The organism is Providencia sp. M-27, from assembly GCF_011077905.1.
Classification (GTDB): domain Bacteria; phylum Pseudomonadota; class Gammaproteobacteria; order Enterobacterales; family Enterobacteriaceae; genus Providencia; species Providencia huaxiensis.
Genome location: NZ_JAALBT010000007.1, coordinates 109601 through 131422, shown reverse-complemented (window position 1 = coordinate 131422; position 21822 = coordinate 109601). Strand labels below are relative to the sequence as shown.

Here is a 21822-nt window from a genome sequence, read left to right as displayed (position 1 = left end):
ACCTTATTAACTTAGCGCAAAAATTTGAACCTTATCGTTAAATTTTTTTTCTATGATTTTCCATTCGCCAAGTTATAGTAATAACCATTGAAACACACTACGGCTTCTAAGATTTATTCAATAACATGCCGTGCGCTAATGAAAAGCTAGGAGACTAAAATGTCTAACGCATTTATCGAAATGATTAAAAATCGTCGTACTATCTATAACCTCGGCGATGCTTTACCTGTATCAGAAGAACACGTCACGAGATTAATTAAAGAAGCAGTTAAACACTCACCATCATCATTTAACTCACAAACATCTCGCGTCGTGATTTTATTTGGTGCTGAACACCAAAAATTATGGAATATGACCAAAGAAGCACTGCGTAAAATTGTTCCTGAGCAAGCCTTTGCTTCAACAGAGCAAAAAATTGATAGTTTTGCTGCGGGAGCCGGTTCTATTCTGTTTTTTGAAGACCAAGATATTGTTAAAGGTTTGCAAGAGCAATTCCCTTTATATGCAGATAACTTCCCAATTTGGTCTGAACAAGCCAGTGGTATCGCACAATTCGCAGTCTGGACTGCATTGTCACAAGAAAATATCGGTGCATCTTTACAACACTACAATCCACTGATTGATAATGACGTACAAACAGCATGGAATGTTCCAGCTAACTGGATATTACGCGCTCAAATGGTATTTGGTTCAATTAATGAGCCAGCGGGTGATAAAGACTTTATGGACGACGATGTTCGTTTCAAAGTTTTCAAATAAACTAAAATACTAAGAATTTAAATAATCCTTTCGTAATATATTTACGAGAGGATTTCATTTATTTGATATTATCAAAGTGAATAATTCAACATCATCACTTATGATACCTCCAATTTAAAATTATCACTTATTCTAAATTAACCTGAACTCACAATAAAACATATTTACTCAAAATAGTTCATCGAAACAAAAAGAAACATTCACAATTATACTATTATTATTACACTCGTGTTACCGCCTGATTATTAATTGATCACAAAAAATCCAATAGACATATAATTTGATATTTATCAATACATTAACCAACCACCCATCTAAACTCTAAGTATATTTTCATTTTTAGTTTTGCATTATAGATATTTGAACTACACTAAAAGTGAGAGCACAAAAACACGTCCCATCGTGTAAAGTGTTATTAAGGAGGTGGACTATGAAAGGTTTATCTTTACTAACATTTGTTGTTACTATAATCATTTCAAGTTGTTCTTTCACCTATGCAAGTAATAACTCATCAGGAGGTACAATTTCATTTTCAGGTTATATCTATGAGCCACAATGTTCAGTCAAAGTTGAACATAAAGAGCGAGTTAATATTACGTGTTACCGAAAAGGTAAAGATGTATCAATAACAGGTTCTTTAAAAAATGGCCAAAAGGTAGAGTCTGAGTATGTAAAAGTTGAGTATGATAAACACACTAAGTTACCTATGTTAAATGTCTTTTATGAGTAGATCCATAATGTTTACCTTAATCATAACCGCTCGGAATATTTAATGTAAAAATTGTCTTAATATTCCGAGCGCTATTTCCTTAACACCCCTCTTACTTTGCATTCTCACCTCTAAAATTACTTATCAAGCTAATTATTTAGCCACTAAAAAGCCCACCCGTAGGTAGGCTTGAATGATATCAATATGTTTAGATTACTTCTCGGTTAAATCTATTTGATAAATAGCGAAACCAATTTCATCGGTACCGACTTGTTTCATCGGATACTGTGCATTCTCTTTGATGAATTTTGCTGCTTTTTCACTTGGTGCAGTTTCAAAGCGAACATCCAGTTTTTTGTCTGTTTTAATTGGAGTGAATGACCAATTATTCGCAGCTTTAGTCGCAATTTGTCCTTTATCTTTAGACTCTTTAGCAATATAAGCCGCTAAAATAGAACGGTTTTCATCTGGAGATGCAAATGCGACATTATGATCACCTGTTCCCGCAAATTTACCGCCGTAGCCACGGTAGTTATTCGTTGCCACTAAGAAGGTTGCTTTTGGATCAATCGGCTTACCTTGGTAGGTTACATTTTTGATTCGGTTAGCATCTTTGTTGACTGTTTGGCAATCAACATCGTATTTCGCGGGTTGAGTCAGGTCGATTTGGTAATTTACACCACTAATTGTATCGAAGTTATAAGTTCTGAAACCATTCCAATTCAATAAGCTTTGTGGTGCTGTTGATTGTGGATTGATTTGATTGAACATTCCCGCAGAACATTCTAACCATTCAACAACATCGGCGCCTGTCGCTTTCACTACAACTAACGTATTTGGATATAAATATAAGTCAGCGGCATTACGGAAAGTTAAATCACCTTTTTCAACTTCAATAAATTCAGTTGGTGAGTTTTTACGTCCACCAGCTTTAAATGGTGCAGCGGCTGCAAGAACAGGTAAATCAGCCAGATCTGGGTCACCTTGAATAAAGTTTTTGGTGTAATCGACTTGAGCATCATTCACGATTTGTACAGTTGGGTCACTTTGAACCAATGCTAAGAAGCTGTACATGTTTTCGGACGCTTTACCGATATGTTTTCCAACAAACTTGCGGGTATCCTGGTGTTCTTGTTCAATAATTTTCGCCAGTTCGCCATCACGCTCAACCAAGGCTTTCTTATTTGGCTTATCGTAGACAGGGCGTGCGTGAGCGGTTGCATCAACTACTTTCCATGCACCATCATCATTATTGACGACTAAATCAACCACACCTAAATGGTCACCCCACTGCCCTGGCATGACAGCTGGTACGCCATTCACTGTCCCTTTTGCAACATCAACACCTTTGATATCACTGAAATCTTTGCTAGGGAACACGCCGTGTGAGTGACCAAACATGATAGCGTCGATACCCGGAACTTCGCTGAGGTAATAAACTGAGTTTTCAGCCATTGCTTTATATGGCTCTTGAGAGAAACCAGAGTGAGGGATAGCAACAACTAAATCTGCACCCTCTTTTTTCATTTGCGGTACAAATTTTTTCGCAGTTTCAGTGATATCGTTGACTAAAACCTTGCCTTCTAAGTTTGGTTTATCCCAAATAAGGATTTGTGGGGGAACAAAACCAATATAACCAATCTTGATAGTGTGCGTTTTGCCGTCTCTATCTTTAACTGGTGTATCGACAATAATGTATGGGTTAAAGTAGTTTTCACCCGTTTTTGCATCAATAATATTGGCGTTAATGTATGGGAATTTTGCGCCATCAATGGCTTTATGTAAGAATTCTAATCCAAAGTTAAACTCATGGTTACCGAAGTTACCTACGGTATAACCCATAGTATTTAAAAGTTTATGTGCTGGGTGAGATTCACCGTCTTTTAAACCTTCACCTACTATGTAGTCTGCTAATGGGCTACCTTGGATTAAATCTCCGTTGTCCACTAATACTGAGTTTGTTGCTTCTTGTTTAGCGGCTTTAATTAATGTTGCAGTACGTACATAACCAAATTGCTCTGTCGGCTTGTCTCTATAATAATCAAAGTCAACGAGGTTGCTGTGAACATCTGATGTTTCCATTACGCGTAAATCAACCGTTGCTGCGTTCGCATTAAATGCGACTAACATAGCAAGTGTTGAAAGTTTTAATACTTTATTCATGTAATCCCCTTAGTTGCCATTATTGAGAGAAAATTGCCTCTCAAATCTGAGTACCTATCTTGTAAAATTGAACAAATAAACAACAAAAATAGCATTAAAATTTTACACTATGTGAATGATGTCAATTTTTAATGATAATACACTGCAAACAGTAACCATTTTTTGTAACTAAATCACGGTTTTCATCTTTTTATTGGGCTTGATTTTTATATAGCTCACAAAAATGAATTAATGATGACAAATTCACCTTAATTAACTCCCATTATTCCATTCAGGATTGATGAATATTTTTCGAAGGAAAAAAAGAACTGTGATTTATATCACTTAGCATTACAGAAGTTTATTTAACTTAAATCCCCGTGTTTTATTTCACCAATAAAACACAGGAATTTTTCTTATCCATTTTTATTTTATAAATCCATCTATCAAATTATTTTCAATTAATCTAAATTTAATTTAAGAAATAAAAGATGATTATTTAATCATTAGTTTTCTAAAGATTTCTCACTTGATTAGAAACCAAATATTTTTCCTAAAGAACCTTTATTTGATTAGAAACTAAGTATTTTTTCTAAATAATTCGAGTTGTGGCGAGGCGGCAAAAGAGGGTATCTCGGGGAGCATACACAAGTATGTAACCCGAGTAACCGAATGAAGCCAACACCGCTACCATCCCATTGGCTCTATTTTCTAACTAATTTACGCTGTCGCTAGGCGGCAAAATGAGGTCATCTCTAGGAGCATACATAAGTATGTGACTAGAGTGACTGAATGAAGCCAACACCGCGACAGCGTAAATTAGGACGAAAACAACCAAGCAGCTCCGCGAACCCCGCTCGAATCGCCATGCACCGCTTTACGAATTGGTGTATCACACTCCCCACCAAACACCCATTGACGGATCCTTTCAGGCAGCGCCTCATATAAGTAATCAACATTACTCATTCCGCCCCCTAGCACTATCACATCTGGGTCTAACATATTAATGGCTTGTCCGAGGGCTTTTGCGAGGCGATTAAGGTAGTTTTCGAGTGCGATGACGGCATGTTCATCCCCTATTTGCGCTAATTCAACGATTTCCATTCCCGTTTTTTTGCACCCTGACAGTTTCGTGTAGTCAGCCATAAAACCTGTGCCTGAGACAAATAATTCAGTACACCCCGTCAGCCCACAATAACAGCTTTCTGATGCTAGAAATTGCCTATCTTGCTCATCTTGCCATGGTAAAGGGTTATGCCCCCATTCCCCTGCAACGCCATTTCCCCCTGAATGCACCTGACCATTTATCGCAATCCCTGCGCCACAACCGGTTCCGATAATAACAGCAAACACGACTTTCTCGCCTGCTCCTGCGCCATCAACCGCTTCTGAGACAGCTAGGCAATTAGCGTCATTCGCCATTTTTATTTCACGATTTAATAAATAACTCAAATCAGCATCGAACGGTTTGCCATTAAGCCATGTGGAATTGGCGTTTTTAACTTTTCCTGTCACTGGAGACAAGGTTCCAGGGATCCCAATACCAACACTACCTGACAACCCCGTCGCGGTTTCTGCATCCGCCACTAAACTCGCTATCGCTTTGAGTGTCGCATCATAGTCACCACGAGGTGTTGGAATACGTTTACGAAACAAAGTATTGCCACTGTCATCCAATGCAATAACTTCAATTTTGGTTCCACCAAGATCAATACCGATTCTCATTATGATGCTCTCTACTATTCAAGGTTTTTATATCAGGGTTTCTATCGTTATGATGGCTTGTTTTGAAGCGGATTATCAATAGCTAACTCATCAAATGATAGCAACGCTCAACAACAACGTATTTTTTTTCGCTTAATAACAGACAATTCGCTATCATAGCCCCCTGCTCTAACTGGCTATTTATCAACAAAGGTAGGTTTTTCATGTGGTTCAAGAATATATTAGTCTATCGCCTAAATCGGGATTTGGCACTCTCCGCAGATGATTTAGAGAAACAGCTTGCCGCCCTCGCCTATCACCCTTGTGGTAGCCAAGATATGATGCAAACGGGTTGGGTTTCACCGATGAATGGGGGAGATGCCCTGACGCATGCAGCGGGTAACCAAATTCTTATTTGTGCCAAAAAAGAAGAAAAAATGCTGCCATCTCCTGTAATAAAACAAGAATTACAGGATAAAATTGAAAAATTAGAAGCTGAGCAAGGCCGTAAGCTGAAGAAAACTGAAAAAGATTCATTAAAAGATGAAGTCGTTCATGCTCTCCTTCCTCGCGCATTCAGTAAATTTAGCAAAACCTACATTTGGATTGATACTGTAAATCAATTAATTATTGTTGATGCTGCAAGCGCAAAACGCGCAGAAGACAATTTAGCCTTACTACGCAAAAGCTTAGGTTCTTTACCCGTCGTCCCTCTTACTTTTAAAGACCCCATTGAGCTAACACTCACGGAGTGGATCCGTTCTGGTTCATTACCACAAGGTTTTGCAGTTATGGATGAAGCGGAGCTAAAAGCTATCTTAGAAGAAGGTGGTATTATCCGCTGTAAGAAGCAAGAGCTAATTTCTGATGAAATCGCCACCCATATTGAAGCAGGTAAACTCGTAACCAAACTGGCCTTAGATTGGGAAGAGCGTATCCAGTTCATGTTATCTGACGATGGTTCTCTAAAACGCCTCAAATTTAGTGATACATTAAAAGACCAAAATGATGACATCGCTAAAGAAGACTACGCTCAAAAATTTGATGCTGATTACGTCTTAATGACAGGTGAACTTAGTGCATTAATCGCTCGCTTGATTGATGTATTAGGTGGCGAAGCCGAACACTAAATTTTTATTCATATCCCCTATTGCTCTCACAATGGCAACTGACACTTAAGTAAGTTGCCATCACTTTTTAGACCCCGCTTACATAGCCACAATTAAGTCATTGACTGGTCGTGAAATCTCTGGTTGATTGATTTATATCCATATCGCAAATTTCTAATATTTAATTATGTTCAACAACAATAATAAAAATAGCCCATCACTGATGATTATGGTCAATATTCTGTCGAAGGAAATGTTATGAAAGAGCTCATCGAACCCGAATTAGATGAAAATTCACTGGTTACCCTACAAAAAGTCACCGCAGATAATTTTTCTGAAATTTGCTTACTAAGTCATACACTTAGTGAAGCACAGCGTAATATGGTGGCTGACAATGCCTATTCCATGGTGGAAGCCCAATTTTCTGATTGTGCATGGTACCGAGGCATTTACGCTGATGATGTCCCTGTCGGTTTCATCATGCTCCATTCAGGGCTAGATGATGATGAATTAGAATATGATGGCATTATGCTTTGGCGTTTCATGATTGCAGAGCCCTACCAAAAGCTAGGATTTGGCCGAGAAGCCTTGGTACAAGTCATTCAGTATTTAAAAAGAAAAGGTTATCCACGCCTTTATAATAGCTGTGGTGAAGGGGAAGAGAGCCCATTTGAATTCTACAAGAAGCTGGGTTTTGTCCCAACAGGCGCTTATATGGATGATGAATGTGAGCTAGTTCTAGATATCACTAATTGGCAAGAACAAGAAGAGTAAGTGTATTACCAATACGCTAAATAGTTTGTGCTGTCGCAAGGCGACAAATGCGTTAGACCCTAGGAGCATACACAAGTATGTGACTAGGGCTAATGCATGAAGCCAACACCGCGACAGTGCAAAATATGACCAATACCAATACGCTAAATAGTTTGTGCTGTCGCAAGGCGGCAAATGCGTTAGACCCTAGGAGCAAACACAAGTATGTGACTAGGGCTAACGCATGAAGCCAACACCGCGACAGTGCAAAATATGACGCGTATCCGTTATTTTTGGATAAGATAGCGAATAGTCGGCCCATCTTGCTGAATATCCAACACCGTATAACCGTAGTTTTTGGCATCTAGAGGAATATTATTAATCGATTGCGGGCAATCACTTACCACCTCTAAAATTTCGCCTTTTTTCAACGATGGCATCGCTTCTAGTGTCGCGACTGCGGGATATGGGCACGGTTCTCCAACCATATCTAAACGATAATCAGGGATAATGTCTTTCTTACTCATACTACCTCCACGGATACATTAGATGCTTTTTGAGAACGTTTACGGAAAAAGTGTTTTTCCCAGACCAATATCAACACGAATGCTACCGCTAGTAATCCATAAGTGACCAGTAACCCACCTTCTGGCCCAAAGGTTTCCAGTAGATTGACTTTGTCGAAATCAGTCGCTAGCCAAGGGCCTAAATCATCCCAATAATAAGCCAGTACCGTAGCGCCAATAATATTACCAAAACCGACCCACCAATAATGGACTTGGCCCTCTACCGCACGGTACATCCAGCCCGTTTCGCAACCACCGGCGAGCACAATACCAAAGCCAAACAGTAATCCACCAATGACCGCATTCGGCCCAGCCCATAAAATTTTTGGCGTTGCACCTAGCTGGACATAGCTAAAAATACCAATCGCACTGACTGCCATACCTATAATAATAGCTTTCGCCATATGTGTGCGTCCGGTGATCCACAAGTCACGAAATGCAGAGGTAAAACAAATTTGTGCTCTTTCAATTAATAGCCCGAAGCCAATACCACATAAAATGGCGAAGCCCATCACAGGGGAATCTAATAAAGTATAAAAGCCCCAAGCCAGCGCTAATGTAAAAATCACCATTCCCAGTTTAAAGCGTCTTTTTGCCGCATCATGATTTTGTGTTAATGGTGATGCGGTGCTAACTTTTTTCAATTTCACTGGAATGCGGAACATTGGCATTAGTGTGAATTTCGCACCAAAATATGACCCTGCCGCAGTAGCAACAGCAAAATACCACGCGTGTAATGAGAACTGAGGGATCCCAGTAAAGAATGCGGCTAAATTACACCCCATTGCTAAACGAGCACCAAATCCAGCGATAATACCGCCCAAAATAGCTTGAAAAATCCGGATCCTATGCTGAGGCATTCGTAATTTAATATTATTGGCCCATAATGCCGCGGCAAAACAGCCAGCAAACATGCCAATAATCATCACACCATCAATGCGATCTAGTGGTGTACCTTCGAAACCAATAACTTTGAAATAGCCCCATGTCTCTGGTTCAGCGCCAAATAATTGCATGATGTGCCCGCCCCAACGCGTAAACTCACCCGTAACTGCCCAAAAAGTGCCAGTCAAACCAAAGTAATAGGTTGATAAGATACCTGCGGCAATAACTGCAGGTAATGGTTTCCAAAAACCGATGAGATAGCGAGATTTAAAATCAGACCAAGTCATTGTTACTTCCAATTCATTCACGCCAGACCTTGGCAGAGAAGCTCGCCGTTGTATAATTATCGTTATAAGTATTTATATCGATCCCCACAGCGAAGAGGCACATCATACTCCGATAAATTTTTTCGTGAAGTTATTTCATCATAAAACGAGAGACAGATTGACCTTGTGCTACTCAAGATCCAAAGAGGTAGATTAGAATAAAAAAAAAGCGTTATCTCAATGATAACGCTGGAAGTGTAGTCTTATTTTATCTATAAAAAAGTATAATATGAAATTGCCGTATTACGGCGACGCTTGCTATGCGTAGTCTGTAGTCAGCCCATTTGACTCCAGTAATAACACTTATATCACGGTATAAATACACTCACTGAGTTACCTGTTAAGTAATTATATCTATTTTTAATTCAAAGACCTAAATATTCACTAACTTTGTATTATTTCCAAATTAGTATTGGCCTTATTGATTCCCTAGCTAAGTAAATTATAAAAATAGATAACTCAATATAATAAAGTATTTAAAAGTGTTTCTAAATGTTATTGATTGCAATATAGCGAAACACCTTTGTTGCGCAAGTGTTTTTTTATTTTCACTTAACAATGCAGGGTTAAATACAAAGCCCATTAAAATCAATAACATAAGGCTAGACCACAAAAAGACAGCAAAATATTTAACCTATCATTAAGTTATTACAAACAATTTACATTGTTCCTAAAAAATAATTCATTTTAATCTTGAAAATAAATTTAATATTAATTGAATATACTAAGTAATTTTACAAATATATTTTCTGAATATAATAAAACCACTTTAACATTAATAATGCTTACATATTATTTAATTATAATTATTAGTGGTATTTACTTAATTTAATTTTATTATTCTAAAAAATCAAAGCAAAAATAACCAGCTCTATGATAAACAATCACTTTTTGATTAATATTCCCACACAAAATAACCACAAAATAAATAATGGAATACACTAAATCGATTAAAAATGATATTTTTTATAAATCCTTATTAGAAACATGGTTTATTTTTCATTAAGTTTCCCATCTCATTGCATCGTTATTGATAAAATAATCAGTATTTATATGCTATTTAACTCGTATTTTAGAACGAAAAAACCAGAGAAATAAATTAATCTAACTAATATATACATAAATAAAAAGGTAATATCCATAGAAGAAACCATGGTGAAAAATGAAGAACACACAGCTATTGATTATAAAAATTAATATGATTCATCATTATTTATAGGAAATACAAACAAAAGTATCCAAAATAGTGTGAAAAAATGAATACAATAGCCAACTCATCTTATCAAATAACGAATAAAGAGCGTCAAATAAGAATAAAATTCTTTAAAAAAAATTTAATTAGGTAAATAAATGCGATGGAATATCCAAAAAGAGTGCCGAAAGAGAGTTTAAAAAACGACAGATATAACTTTGGGTACCATTAGATAAATAAAAAACGCGTTTTACCCTTAATGATAAAACGCGCTTATAGGATTTAATTAGCTTATTTTGAGGATGTTGCTTCCATTCCGACTAAACCAATCTTCAAGTACCCTGATTGACGCAATGCATTCATTACATCCATCATCGTTTCATAATCAACACTCTTGTCCGCTTGGAAAAAGATTGTTGTTTCCTTATTAGAACTTGTTGCTTGGTCAAGTGTAGAAGCAAGCTGTTCTTTTGTCACAGCTTGGTCACCAATAAAAAGCTGGCTGTCCGATTTCACCGTTAAAAATACAGGTTTTTCTGGACGTGGTTGCGGCTTCGCTGTCGAGGCGGGTAAGTCGACTTTAATATCAACTGTTGCCAATGGTGCTGCAACCATAAAGATAATCAATAAAACCAACATAACATCAATAAAAGGTGTTACGTTAATTTCATGCATTTCACCGCTATCGTCTTGTTCGTCACCTAAACGCATTGCCATAATAATTACCTTGCTTTGCTATTTGCCAGATCAAGATCACGCCCCAGCAACAACGCAGACTGAGCAGCGACATCCCCTACTTGACCACGATAGTTGTTAATCATTCGAGCAAAAATATTATAAATCACAACCGCAGGGATAGCGGCAATAAGACCAATTGCTGTCGCCAATAACGCTTCTGCAATACCTGGCGCAACAACCGCAAGGTTAGTCGTTTGTGAGTGAGCAATCCCGATAAAGCTGTTCATGATCCCCCAGACAGTTCCAAATAAACCGACGAATGGAGAAATCGCACCAATAGTAGCTAAATAACCATTTCCACGCCCCATATAACGACTAATAGCAGCAACTGCCCTTTCTAGACGGAATGATGTGCGCTCTTTTGTGCCTGATAAATCAGAGCTATTTGCTGATAACGCTCGCTCAGTAACGGCTTCGTTTAATAACATACGAGTAATGCTATTTGCTTTGAAACCTTCTGCGATACTGACAGCTTCATCAAGTGACTTCACCTCAGCAATTGCTTTCGCTTCTGCTTTTAAGCGGCGGCGAGCCACTAAAATCTCTAAACCTTTTGAGAAAAATATTGCCCAAGTAATAACAGAAGCAATAACAAGCCCTATCATGACTGTTTTAACAATGTTATCTGCGCCTTGGTACATTCCCCAAACAGATAAGTCTTGGTCAAAGCCACCCGTTGGTGCTTCTGTTGCAATTTCAATATTTTCATTAACAACAGTTGTGTTCACGGCTTCGCCTTGTGCAGGTTCAGCGGGTACTGATGAAACTTCAGCACTTGGTGTTGTTGTTGGTGCAGCCGGATTTGCTGCTGGTTGTGTTGATGGTGTATTTTGAGACGCAGCTGGTGTTGTTGCAGGTGTGGTTTCAGCGACTGCCGTACCCATCAAGCCGAACGCCAATAGAATAGAAGCTGTTAGTTTACGCATCAGTTGGCCTTTACTCTCTTTTTAGTGTTGTATAAAAAAATTCATATCGATGATTGTGCCATTCATCGACTAACCTTTAAAAGCGAAATTTGACTCGCGCTGTCCGTCTCTTTTCAAAAAGACGGTGCTGATGATATCAAACACAGCGCGAATTGATAGTAATTATCATTAGTATTCGCGATTTTTTTATATTTTTTTGCGTTTAGACAAACATGACCTTCTCTACTATGCGGTTATTTTCCTTAATAATTCGCGGTTCAATTAAATGTTCATTCCCAATCTTACAAATAAAATTTACCTACAGTTTGAAAGTTGAAGAATACTCAAGTTACATTTCTATCAGGATCATTTAACGTCTTAGTATAAATCACCTCTAAGTTTAACCAGTTCATATTCTGTGTAGGGAAAAATCATGGCAGACATAAAACCTGAAACACAATTAGTCCATATTGGGCGGAACCCGAAATACACACAAAAAGGGGTAAACCCTGTTATTCAGCGAGCCTCTTCGATTATTTTTGATTCGCTTGAAGAAAAGCGTCATGCAACTCGTCATCGCGCAAATAACGTACTATTTTATGGGCGTCGCGGGACACAAACACATTTCGCTTTTCAAGAAGCAATGACTGAATTAGAAGCGGGTGCAGGGTGTGTCCTTTACCCATCAGGTGCTGCCGCAATTACCAATGCCATTTTGTCCTTTATTTCTGCTGGCGAACATATCCTTGTGACAGGGTCAGCTTATGATCCAACCCAAAATTTTTGCGACAATATCCTTACTAAGCTAAATATCCAAACCACGTATTTTGACCCACTCATCGGAATGAATATTGCTGATTTAATTCAGCCCAATACGCGTATTGTATTTTTAGAGTCTCCCGGGTCTATCACCATGGAAGTCCATGATTTACCTGCAATGGTGAAAGCTATACGCGCTAAATCACCTGAAATTGTGATTATGATTGATAACACTTGGGCAGCAGGTGTTTTACTTAAACCTTTATTATTTGATGTGGATGTGTCAATCCAATCAGCAACTAAATATATCAATGGCCATTCCGACGGAATGCTTGGCCTTGCGGTGGCAAACCAACGCTGTATTGAAACATTACGTGAAAATTCATATCTCTTAGGCCAAACGGCTGACCCAGACACTGTTTATATGGCTAATCGAGGGCTGCACACATTGCCGACTCGATTAAAACAGCATCAAATTAATAGCTTACAAGTTGCGAATTGGCTACAGCAGCGCCCTGAAGTTGAACAGGTTTTTCACCCGGCACTTGAAAATTCTCCAGGTCATGAATTCTTTATTCGTGATTTTACCGGGTCTAATGGCCTTTTCTCTTTCCAGCTAAAATCACGCTTAACCACGGAACAATTTACCGCTTTCCTTGATAATTTTAGCCATTTTAAAATGGGTTATTCATGGGGAGGTTTTGAGTCGCTGATTTTAGGGTACCAAAAAGAAGATTTACTCAATATGCGGCAATATGATTTTTCACCAAAAGAAGGTACCTTCTTCCGAGTGCATATAGGCTTAGAGCACACCGATGATTTAATTCACGACTTACAATTAGCTTTTGAAAGAATTTAAATTAAAAATCAATATATTAATTGCAGGAGCAGCGTTAAATGTTTCCTGCAATTTTTCCACTAAATGATTAATTCTTCAAACAAATCAAACTTGAGCTCTTTTTTTCCTGTAATATAGATGATAAAGAAATTCGCTTTTATGCAGATACAGGAATAATTATGGAAGTCCTACGCGAAATCGTACTGGCGCTTTGGCACCACGATTTCCTTAAACTCTCCAACCCTGAAGTACTTTGGGTTATTTATACCGTACTTTTTGTCGTCATTGTCTTAGAAAATGGCGTTTTGCCCGCTGCTTTCCTACCTGGTGATACCTTGCTGATCCTTTCAGGTGCATTGATTGCTAAGGGAGTCTTACACTTTATTCCGACTATATTGTTACTAACAGTCGCTGCAAGCTTAGGGTGTTGGATAGGTTTTCTACAAGGCCGATGGCTAAGTGAAACTCAGGTTGTGAAGCGCTGGCTTGCCCAAATTCCAGAGGAATATCACACCAAAGCAAACAATATGTTTAACAAGCAAGGCTTATACGCCTTACTTATAGGACGCTTCCTCGCATTTGTAAGAACAATATTGCCTTTACTCGCTGGGTTATCTGAGTTGAGTCATCGCCGTTTCCAGTTTTTTAACTGGCTAAGTGGTTTGCTATGGGTTGGTTTGATTGTCACCTTAGGCTATGCCCTAAACCAAATTCCTTTTGTGAAAGAACACGAGCAAATCGTGATTAGTGCGCTGATGATAATCCCAGTTATCCTACTGATTAGTGGCCTAATTGGTTCAATTGTAATGTATTGGAAACACCGCAAGGCGCTCTCGAGTAGCAAAGAGAAATCATAATATAACCGAGTAATGGCCGCTAGTTAGCGGCCATTTGGCTAAAATTCCATCTTATCCATTATATCAGCAGACAATTTCCCTCTCGTCAGGAGATGGCTTTATAGAATAGCAATAAAAAAGCCCCAGTAGATTGAATACTGAGGCTTATGTAGATGACTTTAAATAATTACTTAATTAATGCATGCATTTCTTGTACAGAGATCACCGTATCGGTTGGGTCTGCGCTGAGCGACATCGTAGTGGCAAACCCGCCATTTAACGTCGTGTCATAATGAACTTTATAACGCAATGCACTGCGGCGAATTAGTTTTGAGTCCTCAATGGCTTGACGACCAGCAGTAGTATTCACAATGTAATCATATTCACCATTCTTAATTCTATCTTGAATGTGTGGACGACCTTCATGAACCTTATTGACGAGGCGCGGGTTAATACCAGCCTCTCCTAGCACAATCGCAGTACCGTGAGTGGCATCTAGCTCAAAGCCATGTTTTAACAACTTAGCGGCTAAATCGACAACTTTTGTTTTATCACCTTCACGAACAGACAACAGCGCGCGACCAGATTTTTTCATGGTCGAGCTGCTACCTAACATCGCTTTAGCGAATGCTTCTGCAAATGTCCGGCCGACACCCATGACTTCGCCTGTTGAACGCATTTCAGGCCCAAGAATTGGGTCAACACCAGGGAATTTATTGAATGGCAGTACCACCTCTTTCACAGAGTAGTATGGTGGAATAACTTCTTCCGTCACCCCTTGCTGTGTCAAGGTTTGCCCCACCATCACACGCGCGGCAACCTTCGCTAGTGGCACACCTGTTGCTTTAGACACGAAAGGTACTGTCCTTGCGGCACGTGGATTGACTTCGATTAAATAAACTTCGTTATTTTTGACGGCAAACTGCACGTTCATCAAGCCACGCACACGTAACTCGAAGGCAAGGTTGCGAACTTGTTCGCGCATCACATCTTGGATTTCTTGGCTAAGTGTATATGCAGGGAGTGAACATGCAGAGTCACCAGAGTGTACGCCAGCTTGCTCAATGTGCTCCATGATACCGCCAATCAGCACCATCTCACCGTCACAAATCGCATCTACGTCAACTTCAATGGCATCGTCTAAAAAGCGGTCAAGTAGCACTGGCGCATCGTTAGAGACACTTACCGCAGTTTGGAAATAGCGACGTAAATCGATTTCGTCATATACAATTTCCATCGCACGACCACCTAACACATAGGATGGGCGAACCACCAGTGGGTAACCGATTCCTGCCGCTTTTTCAACAGCTTGCTCAATCGCTGTGACAGTTGCGTTCTCTGGTTGCTTCAAGTTCAAGCGATTAACGGCTTGCTGGAAACGTTCACGATCTTCTGCGCGGTCAATGGCATCTGGGCTCGTACCAATAACAGGAACACCTGCTGCTTCCAACGCTCTAGCTAATTTTAATGGTGTTTGGCCACCATATTGCACAATCACACCTTTTGGCTGCTCAATACGCACAATTTCCAGCACATCTTCAAGGGTGACAGGTTCGAAATAGAGACGGTCTGAGGTGTCATAGTCAGTTGAAACGGTTTCAGGATTACAGTTGACCATGATGGTTTCATAGCCGTCTTCGCGTAACGCTAAAGATGCATGCACGCAGCAATAGTCAAATTCAATCCCTTGCCCAATCCGGTTTGGCCCACCACCTAATACCATCACCTTCGGTTTAGCATTATTTGGGTTTGACTCGCACTCATCTTCATAAGTGGAATACATATAAGCCGTATCTGTTGCAAATTCTGCCGCACAGGTATCAACACGTTTATATACAGGATGTAAATCATAACCTTGACGTAATTTACGCAGTTCTGCTTCAGAAACCCCTACTAGACTAGCTAAACGGGCATCTGCAAAACCTTTCCGTTTGAGTACACGTAAGAAGTCTTTAGTCAGGCCATTGATACCTAATTCAGCCACTTCTTCTTCTAAACGTACCAGTTCTTCGATTTGCACTAAGAACCAGCGGTCAATATTGGTTAAATTGAAAACACCATCAACAGAAAGACCCGCACGGAATGCATCCGCAACGAACCAAATACGCTCTCCACCGGCATCTTTTAGTTCACGACGGATACGAGTCAGTGCTTCAGGGTCTTCTTGAGCCACTTTCGGGTCGAAGCCTGTTGCCCCCACTTCTAACCCACGTAACGCTTTTTGCATTGATTCTTGGAATGTACGGCCAATAGCCATCACTTCGCCAACCGATTTCATTTGCGTTGTGAGCCGGTCATTCGTGCCCGCAAATTTTTCAAAGTTAAAGCGCGGAATTTTTGTCACAACGTAGTCAATGGAAGGTTCGAATGATGCAGGGGTACGGCCACCAGTGATGTCATTCATTAACTCATCAAGGGTATAACCGACAGCTAATTTCGCTGCAATTTTAGCGATTGGGAAGCCTGTCGCTTTAGAGGCAAGTGCCGATGAACGTGAAACCCGCGGGTTCATTTCAATAACAATTAAGCGCCCATCTTTAGGGTTAACCGCGAATTGAACGTTAGAGCCACCTGTTTCAACGCCGATTTCACGCAATACGGCCATCGATGCGTCACGCATGATTTGGTATTCTTTATCGGTCAATGTTTGAGCTGGCGCGACGGTGATAGAGTCACCCGTGTGGATCCCCATCGCATCGAAGTTTTCAATGGAACAGACGATAATACAGTTGTCTTTTTTATCGCGGACAACTTCCATTTCATATTCTTTCCAACCAATCAGCGACTCATCAATCAATAATTCATTAGTCGGGGATAAATCTAAACCGCGAGTACAGATTTCTTCAAACTCTTCGCGGTTATAGGCGATACCGCCACCGGTCCCCCCCATCGTAAATGATGGGCGAATAATACAGGGAAAACCGACCGCATCTGCAACGGCATAAGCTTCTTCCATATTATGTGCGATACCTGAGCGTGCTGTGCCCAAGCCGATTTTTTTCATTGCTTTATCAAAACGTTGGCGATCTTCTGCTTTATCAATTGCATCAGCGGTCGCCCCAATCATGGTCACGCCAAACTCAGCCAAAACACCTTTACGTTCTAATTCAAGCGCACAGTTTAATGCCGTTTGGCCGCCCATAGTCGGTAGAACGGCATCAGGGCGCTCTTTTTCAATGATTTTACGCACAACTTCCCAGTGAATCGGCTCGATGTAAGTTGCATCTGCCATTTCTGGGTCAGTCATAATAGTCGCAGGGTTCGAGTTAACTAAGATTACGCGATAGCCTTCTTCACGCAATGCTTTACACGCTTGAGCACCTGAGTAGTCAAATTCACATGCCTGGCCAATCACAATTGGGCCGGCACCTAAAATCAGAATGCTTTTTATATCAGTACGTTTTGCCATTTCTCTTGCTCCCGATTATTGTGCGTTTTGACGAGGGGTGTTTTGACGGTATTCATTAATTAACTCAATAAAATGGTCGAATAAATTTGCCGCATCATGTGGCCCTGAACTTGCTTCTGGGTGGCCTTGAAAACTAAATGCAGGTTTATCCGTACGGTGAATACCTTGCAATGTTCCATCAAACAGTGACTTGTGAGTCACGCGCAGTGTGTCGGGAAGTGTCGATTCATCAACCGCAAAACCATGGTTTTGCGCCGTGATCATCACCACATCTTTGTCTAAATCTTTAACAGGATGGTTAGCACCATGATGGCCAAACTTCATTTTCATGGTATTGGCTCCGCTAGCCAGAGCAAGTAATTGGTGACCTAAACAAATACCAAATACGGGGATTTCTGTGGTTAAAAAGGTTTCAATTGCTTTGATTGCATAATCACAAGGGGCCGGGTCACCAGGGCCATTCGATAAGAAAATACCATCGGGGTTCATCGCCAATACGGTTTCTGCGGATGTTGTTGCTGGCACCACCGTTAAACGACAGCCGCGGTCAACTAACATACGTAAGATATTACGCTTCGCACCGAAGTCATAAGCGACAACATGTAAAGGGAGTTCTTCCGCGGTTTTCGCGCCTTGCTGGCCATTTTCCAGCGTCCATGAACCTTGGGACCAGTTATAAATCTCTTTAGTGCAGACTTCTTTTGCCAAATCCAACCCATTCAAACCTGAAAAACTACGCGCTTTTTCCAATGCGAGTGCAACATCAGGGTTATCACCCGCAATGATACAACCGTTTTGTGCGCCTTTTTCTCTCAGTAAACGTGTCAATTTACGTGTATCGATATCCGCAATCGCCACGACGTTATGGCGTTTTAGATATTCGGATAACCCTTCTTGCCCGCGGAAGTTACTGTAAACCAATGGTAAGTCACGAATGATTAAGCCTTGCGCATGAACATTTGGAGATTCTTCGTCATCAGCATTAGTGCCGACATTACCAATATGGGGATAAGTGAGAGTAACAATTTGGCGGGAATAGGAAGGGTCTGTAATTATTTCTTGATATCCGGTCATCGACGTGTTGAAAACGACTTCTCCAACAGCAGCGCCTTCTGCACCGATAGCACGCCCGTGGAATTGGGTTCCGTCTTCCAGAACCAATATAGCTGACTTAATCAAAACACCCTCCGGAGAATAATAAATCACGTTTTATGCATATTAATTCAGATTTTGCGATCTAAATCAATGCCAAAATGAGTTTTTAAGCAAATTTTTGGCAAATTGCGCGCATTCTAATGATGAGATGGAGTCTTGTCTAGAAAAAAATGCATTTTTTTCACTTTTATCTTACTTTTTTACTTAACTACCTCATTTTTAGTTGGATGAGCAGTATAAACCATAGTAAAAATGAATAAGTAAACGGTTGCAAAGCAAGATAACTAGTTTATTGATAATAACCCAGCTAGAAGAGGGAGAAAAGGATAATTAACGACCAAAAAAGAAGAGAAAAACACATAAAACATGAATTAATATCGATTTAAAATGAAATAATTTAAATCGATATTAAAAATACAATAACAAATCACAACTAACTAATTTATAATTGAAAATAAAAATAAAAAAAACTATAAATCATCCAGATTTAATACATCTTTCATATCATATAACCCACTATTTCTATCGCAAACCCAATCAGATGCCCTGATGGCGCCATTTGCAAAGGTCATACGGTTAGAGGCCTTATGGGTAATTTCTACTCGCTCACCAATATCTGCAAACATTGCGGTATGTTCACCGACAATATCCCCAGCACGAATAGTTGCAAAACCAATGGTTCCAGGTTCTCTCTCCCCTGTATAACCTTCACGGGTATATACCGCACACTCTTTTAAGTCTTTCCCAAGTGCAGTAGCAATAGACTCCCCCATAGCTAGAGCCGTACCTGATGGCGCATCCACTTTATGGCGGTGATGTGCTTCAACAATTTCAATATCAGTGTAATTTCCCATCACTTTTGCTGCTTTTTCCAGTAATTTCAGCACCACATTGACACCAACACTGAAATTTGCCGCAAAGACAATAGGAATGGATTTCGCCGCTTCGGCGATGGCTTGCTTACCTTGCTCATCAAAACCTGTCGTTCCAATTACCATCGCTTTTTGGTTGGCTTTACAAAATGCAAGGTAGTGTAAAGTCCCTTCTGGGCGAGTGAAATCAATGACAACATCAAAATCATTAACAACCTGATTTAGCGAATCAACAATGGAAATACCTAACTTACCGATACCAGCGAGCTCACCTGCATCTGTCCCGATAAGCGATGAGCCCTCACGCTCAATCGCTGCACCTAATTGAATGCCATCCTGTTGTTGCGCGGCTTGAATTAGCTGGCGTCCCATACGCCCACCTGCACCAACGACTGCAACACGTACCACTGAATTCGCCATGGTTTATCCTTTTTTAATTAATGCAAATAGATAAATTTGAACTGTTGCTTAGGATAAAAAGACTATTTTTACCCACAGTTTAGAAATGATTGTGATACAGATTAACTATCCTGACCATATTCTGCTAGCAAAAATGTATCGTTATTAACAAAAGCGTAGAGAGAGAAAGGATTATCAGTAAAAGTTTTAATTCAGAGGATATTCGAAAGGAACTATTTGAATGGAAAGGTTAAAACAGCCGCGAGATCGGGATCATAAAGCGGCTGTTTCCGTAATTAAAATCAAATGATTAATTAATCTCTTTGACTTCAACCCTTAATTCTTTAGGAACTTCGAAGACGATATTTTCTTCACGGCCTTGCAATTCAACAACAGAATCAGCTCCCAATTCTTTAAGTCTATCAATAACTTGTCGAACTAAAATGTCTGGCGCAGATGCCCCTGCTGTCAAGCCGATAATATTTTTATCCGCTAACCATTCCGTTTTAATATCTTCCACACCATCAATTAAATAGGCAGGTTTTTGCATACGCGAAGCTAACTCCGCAAGACGGTTTGAGTTCGATGAGTTTTTAGAACCGACGACTAAAACAATGTCAGCACGTTCTGCAAGCTCTCTCGCCGCTTCTTGGCGGTTAGTCGTTGCATAACAAATATCGTCTTTACGAGGCCCAACGATACTTGGAAAGCGAGATGTCAGCGCATCAATGACATCAGAAGTATCATCAACAGAAAGCGTCGTTTGTGTCATGAAAGAGAGATTATTTTCATCTTTCACTTTCAGTTTCCAAACATCTTCTGGGCTTTCAACAAGATACATCCCACCTTCAGGGTTGCTATATTGCCCCATCGTACCTTCGACTTCTGGGTGCCCAGCGTGGCCAATTAAAATGGCTTCTTTGCCTTTGCGGCTCGCTCGTGCAACTTCCATATGAACTTTCGTCACTAAAGGACAAGTCGCATCAAATAACATTGTTAGATCGCGAGAGCGCGCTTCTTGACGAATAGCTTGGGAAACTCCGTGTGCAGAAAAAATCAAGATTGACCCATCAGGGACTTCGGAGATTTCCTCAATAAAGATAGCACCGCGTTGACGTAAATCATCAACAACATAACGGTTATGAACCACTTCGTGACGAACGTAAATTGGAGCGCCATAGATTTCTAATGCCCTTTCTACGATGCTAATTGCGCGGTCTACGCCTGCACAAAACCCACGAGGGTTAGCCATTAATATTTGCATTGTGATTCTCCAATTGCGGATCTACTTCAAGCACTTCGATATCAAAACTAATTTGCTGCTCAGCGAGCGGGTGATTAAAATCAATTGTAATCGACTCGCCTTCAATTGATTTTACTACACCTGGCATTTCACTGCCATTCATCGCTGTGAATAGCATTATCGTACCAATTTCAGGGATGCCCGTTTCTATAAAATCACGCAATGAAAAATATTGAACTAAGTCAGGATTATGTTTCCCAAAAACCGTGTCTCCGGGCAGTGAAAAACTTTTCTTTTCACCTTCACTAAGGCCAATCAATTGGGCTTCCAGTTCTGGCGATAAGGAGTCGTTCCCTAAAACAAATAACGCAGGCTTCCCTTGTGCGTGCGAAGAATCAGCCGTAGAGCCATCTTCCAATTTCAATGTGAAATGCAGTAAAACAGAGCTCTGCGTCTGTATTTGAGTAGACATAAAACAAACCTATTTATCATAAAATTCAGCCCAGAAAATCTGGGCTGTGAG

General features: G+C 40.1%; 17 protein-coding genes. 6 read left to right on the top strand and 11 right to left on the bottom strand.

The genetic code is table 11. The features are described from left to right. Positions 1–159: 159 nt before the first annotated feature. Together G6Q48_RS11995 and G6Q48_RS11990 are read left to right on the top strand one after the other, a co-directional pair. Entirely contained in the window at positions 160–759 is a 600-nt protein-coding gene (locus G6Q48_RS11995) for a nitroreductase family protein (protein ID WP_102139003.1), read from the top strand. Between the two features lie 430 nt (positions 760–1189). Then, on the top strand, positions 1190–1489 hold the full coding sequence (locus tag G6Q48_RS11990; RefSeq protein WP_102139002.1) for a hypothetical protein: 300 nt from the start codon (positions 1190–1192) through the stop codon (positions 1487–1489). Positions 1490–1681: 192 nt separating this feature from the next. Here the strand turns inward: G6Q48_RS11990 and G6Q48_RS11985 are convergent, their stop codons facing one another. After that, entirely contained in the window at positions 1682–3631 is a 1950-nt protein-coding gene (locus G6Q48_RS11985) for a bifunctional 2',3'-cyclic-nucleotide 2'-phosphodiesterase/3'-nucleotidase (protein ID WP_166266669.1), read from the bottom strand. A 798-nt stretch (positions 3632–4429) separates the two neighbouring features. After that, complete coding sequence (mak, locus tag G6Q48_RS11980) at positions 4430–5335, bottom strand: fructokinase (protein ID WP_166266667.1); 906 nt, start codon at positions 5333–5335, stop codon at positions 4430–4432. A 203-nt stretch (positions 5336–5538) separates the two neighbouring features. Between mak and rdgC the strand changes: the two genes are divergently transcribed. Together rdgC and G6Q48_RS11970 are read left to right on the top strand one after the other, a co-directional pair. Continuing rightward, positions 5539–6444 (top strand): recombination-associated protein RdgC, encoded by a 906-nt coding sequence (rdgC, locus tag G6Q48_RS11975; protein WP_166266665.1) that lies wholly within the window; start codon positions 5539–5541, stop codon positions 6442–6444. A gap of 237 nt (positions 6445–6681) precedes the next feature. Next, complete coding sequence (locus G6Q48_RS11970) at positions 6682–7197, top strand: GNAT family N-acetyltransferase (RefSeq protein WP_102138998.1); 516 nt, start codon at positions 6682–6684, stop codon at positions 7195–7197. A 266-nt stretch (positions 7198–7463) separates the two neighbouring features. Here the strand turns inward: G6Q48_RS11970 and yedF are convergent, their stop codons facing one another. From yedF to exbB, 4 genes are all read right to left on the bottom strand, one after another. Continuing rightward, entirely contained in the window at positions 7464–7703 is a 240-nt protein-coding gene (gene yedF, locus G6Q48_RS11965) for a sulfurtransferase-like selenium metabolism protein YedF (protein WP_004914660.1), read from the bottom strand. After that, complete coding sequence (gene yedE / locus G6Q48_RS11960) at positions 7700–8914, bottom strand: selenium metabolism membrane protein YedE/FdhT (protein ID WP_166266663.1); 1215 nt, start codon at positions 8912–8914, stop codon at positions 7700–7702. Before yedE ends, yedF begins: the two co-directional genes overlap by 4 nt. Before the next feature lie 1522 nt (positions 8915–10436). After that, positions 10437–10862: a TonB system transport protein ExbD gene (exbD, locus tag G6Q48_RS11955; protein ID WP_102138994.1), complete on the bottom strand. Its 426-nt coding sequence runs from the start codon at positions 10860–10862 to the stop codon at positions 10437–10439. A 5-nt stretch (positions 10863–10867) separates the two neighbouring features. Beyond that, positions 10868–11809 (bottom strand): tonB-system energizer ExbB, encoded by a 942-nt coding sequence (gene exbB, locus G6Q48_RS11950; protein ID WP_102138993.1) that lies wholly within the window; start codon positions 11807–11809, stop codon positions 10868–10870. 412 nt (positions 11810–12221) lie between these two features. On the opposite strand from exbB, the gene metC reads away from it, so the two are divergent. Next, the gene (metC, locus tag G6Q48_RS11945; protein WP_166266661.1) at positions 12222–13406 is read left to right on the top strand and encodes a cystathionine beta-lyase; all 1185 of its coding nucleotides are present in this window, start codon (positions 12222–12224) and stop codon (positions 13404–13406) included. Positions 13407–13564: 158 nt separating this feature from the next. Then, positions 13565–14242, top strand: coding sequence for a DedA family protein (locus tag G6Q48_RS11940; RefSeq protein ID WP_102138991.1), 678 nt, complete (start codon positions 13565–13567; stop codon positions 14240–14242). A 166-nt stretch (positions 14243–14408) separates the two neighbouring features. Here G6Q48_RS11940 and carB read toward each other — a convergent pair whose 3' ends face one another. From carB to fkpB, 5 genes are all read right to left on the bottom strand, one after another. Next, complete coding sequence (gene carB / locus G6Q48_RS11935) at positions 14409–17630, bottom strand: carbamoyl-phosphate synthase large subunit (protein WP_166266659.1); 3222 nt, start codon at positions 17628–17630, stop codon at positions 14409–14411. Positions 17631–17645: 15 nt separating this feature from the next. Further along, the gene (gene carA, locus G6Q48_RS11930; protein WP_166266657.1) at positions 17646–18809 is read right to left on the bottom strand and encodes a glutamine-hydrolyzing carbamoyl-phosphate synthase small subunit; all 1164 of its coding nucleotides are present in this window, start codon (positions 18807–18809) and stop codon (positions 17646–17648) included. A 446-nt stretch (positions 18810–19255) separates the two neighbouring features. Further along, complete coding sequence (gene dapB, locus G6Q48_RS11925) at positions 19256–20077, bottom strand: 4-hydroxy-tetrahydrodipicolinate reductase (protein ID WP_166266648.1); 822 nt, start codon at positions 20075–20077, stop codon at positions 19256–19258. Between the two features lie 289 nt (positions 20078–20366). Beyond that, positions 20367–21320: a 4-hydroxy-3-methylbut-2-enyl diphosphate reductase gene (gene ispH, locus G6Q48_RS11920; RefSeq protein ID WP_166266646.1), complete on the bottom strand. Its 954-nt coding sequence runs from the start codon at positions 21318–21320 to the stop codon at positions 20367–20369. Next, positions 21301–21771: an FKBP-type peptidyl-prolyl cis-trans isomerase gene (gene fkpB / locus G6Q48_RS11915; RefSeq protein ID WP_166266644.1), complete on the bottom strand. Its 471-nt coding sequence runs from the start codon at positions 21769–21771 to the stop codon at positions 21301–21303. Before fkpB ends, ispH begins: the two co-directional genes overlap by 20 nt. Between the last annotated feature and the right edge of the window lie 51 nt (positions 21772–21822).

Coding starts and splice junctions, on each gene's coding strand:
- G6Q48_RS11995 (WP_102139003.1), top strand. CDS start 160: ATGTCTAACGCATTTATCGAAATGATTAAAAATCGTCGTACTATCTAT.
- G6Q48_RS11990 (WP_102139002.1), top strand. CDS start 1,190: ATGAAAGGTTTATCTTTACTAACATTTGTTGTTACTATAATCATTTCA.
- G6Q48_RS11985 (WP_166266669.1), bottom strand. CDS start 3,631: ATGAATAAAGTATTAAAACTTTCAACACTTGCTATGTTAGTCGCATTT.
- mak (WP_166266667.1), bottom strand. CDS start 5,335: ATGAGAATCGGTATTGATCTTGGTGGAACCAAAATTGAAGTTATTGCA.
- rdgC (WP_166266665.1), top strand. CDS start 5,539: ATGTGGTTCAAGAATATATTAGTCTATCGCCTAAATCGGGATTTGGCA.
- G6Q48_RS11970 (WP_102138998.1), top strand. CDS start 6,682: ATGAAAGAGCTCATCGAACCCGAATTAGATGAAAATTCACTGGTTACC.
- yedF (WP_004914660.1), bottom strand. CDS start 7,703: ATGAGTAAGAAAGACATTATCCCTGATTATCGTTTAGATATGGTTGGA.
- yedE (WP_166266663.1), bottom strand. CDS start 8,914: ATGACTTGGTCTGATTTTAAATCTCGCTATCTCATCGGTTTTTGGAAA.
- exbD (WP_102138994.1), bottom strand. CDS start 10,862: ATGGCAATGCGTTTAGGTGACGAACAAGACGATAGCGGTGAAATGCAT.
- exbB (WP_102138993.1), bottom strand. CDS start 11,809: ATGCGTAAACTAACAGCTTCTATTCTATTGGCGTTCGGCTTGATGGGT.
- metC (WP_166266661.1), top strand. CDS start 12,222: ATGGCAGACATAAAACCTGAAACACAATTAGTCCATATTGGGCGGAAC.
- G6Q48_RS11940 (WP_102138991.1), top strand. CDS start 13,565: ATGGAAGTCCTACGCGAAATCGTACTGGCGCTTTGGCACCACGATTTC.
- carB (WP_166266659.1), bottom strand. CDS start 17,630: ATGGCAAAACGTACTGATATAAAAAGCATTCTGATTTTAGGTGCCGGC.
- dapB (WP_166266648.1), bottom strand. CDS start 20,077: ATGGCGAATTCAGTGGTACGTGTTGCAGTCGTTGGTGCAGGTGGGCGT.
- ispH (WP_166266646.1), bottom strand. CDS start 21,320: ATGCAAATATTAATGGCTAACCCTCGTGGGTTTTGTGCAGGCGTAGAC.
- fkpB (WP_166266644.1), bottom strand. CDS start 21,771: ATGTCTACTCAAATACAGACGCAGAGCTCTGTTTTACTGCATTTCACA.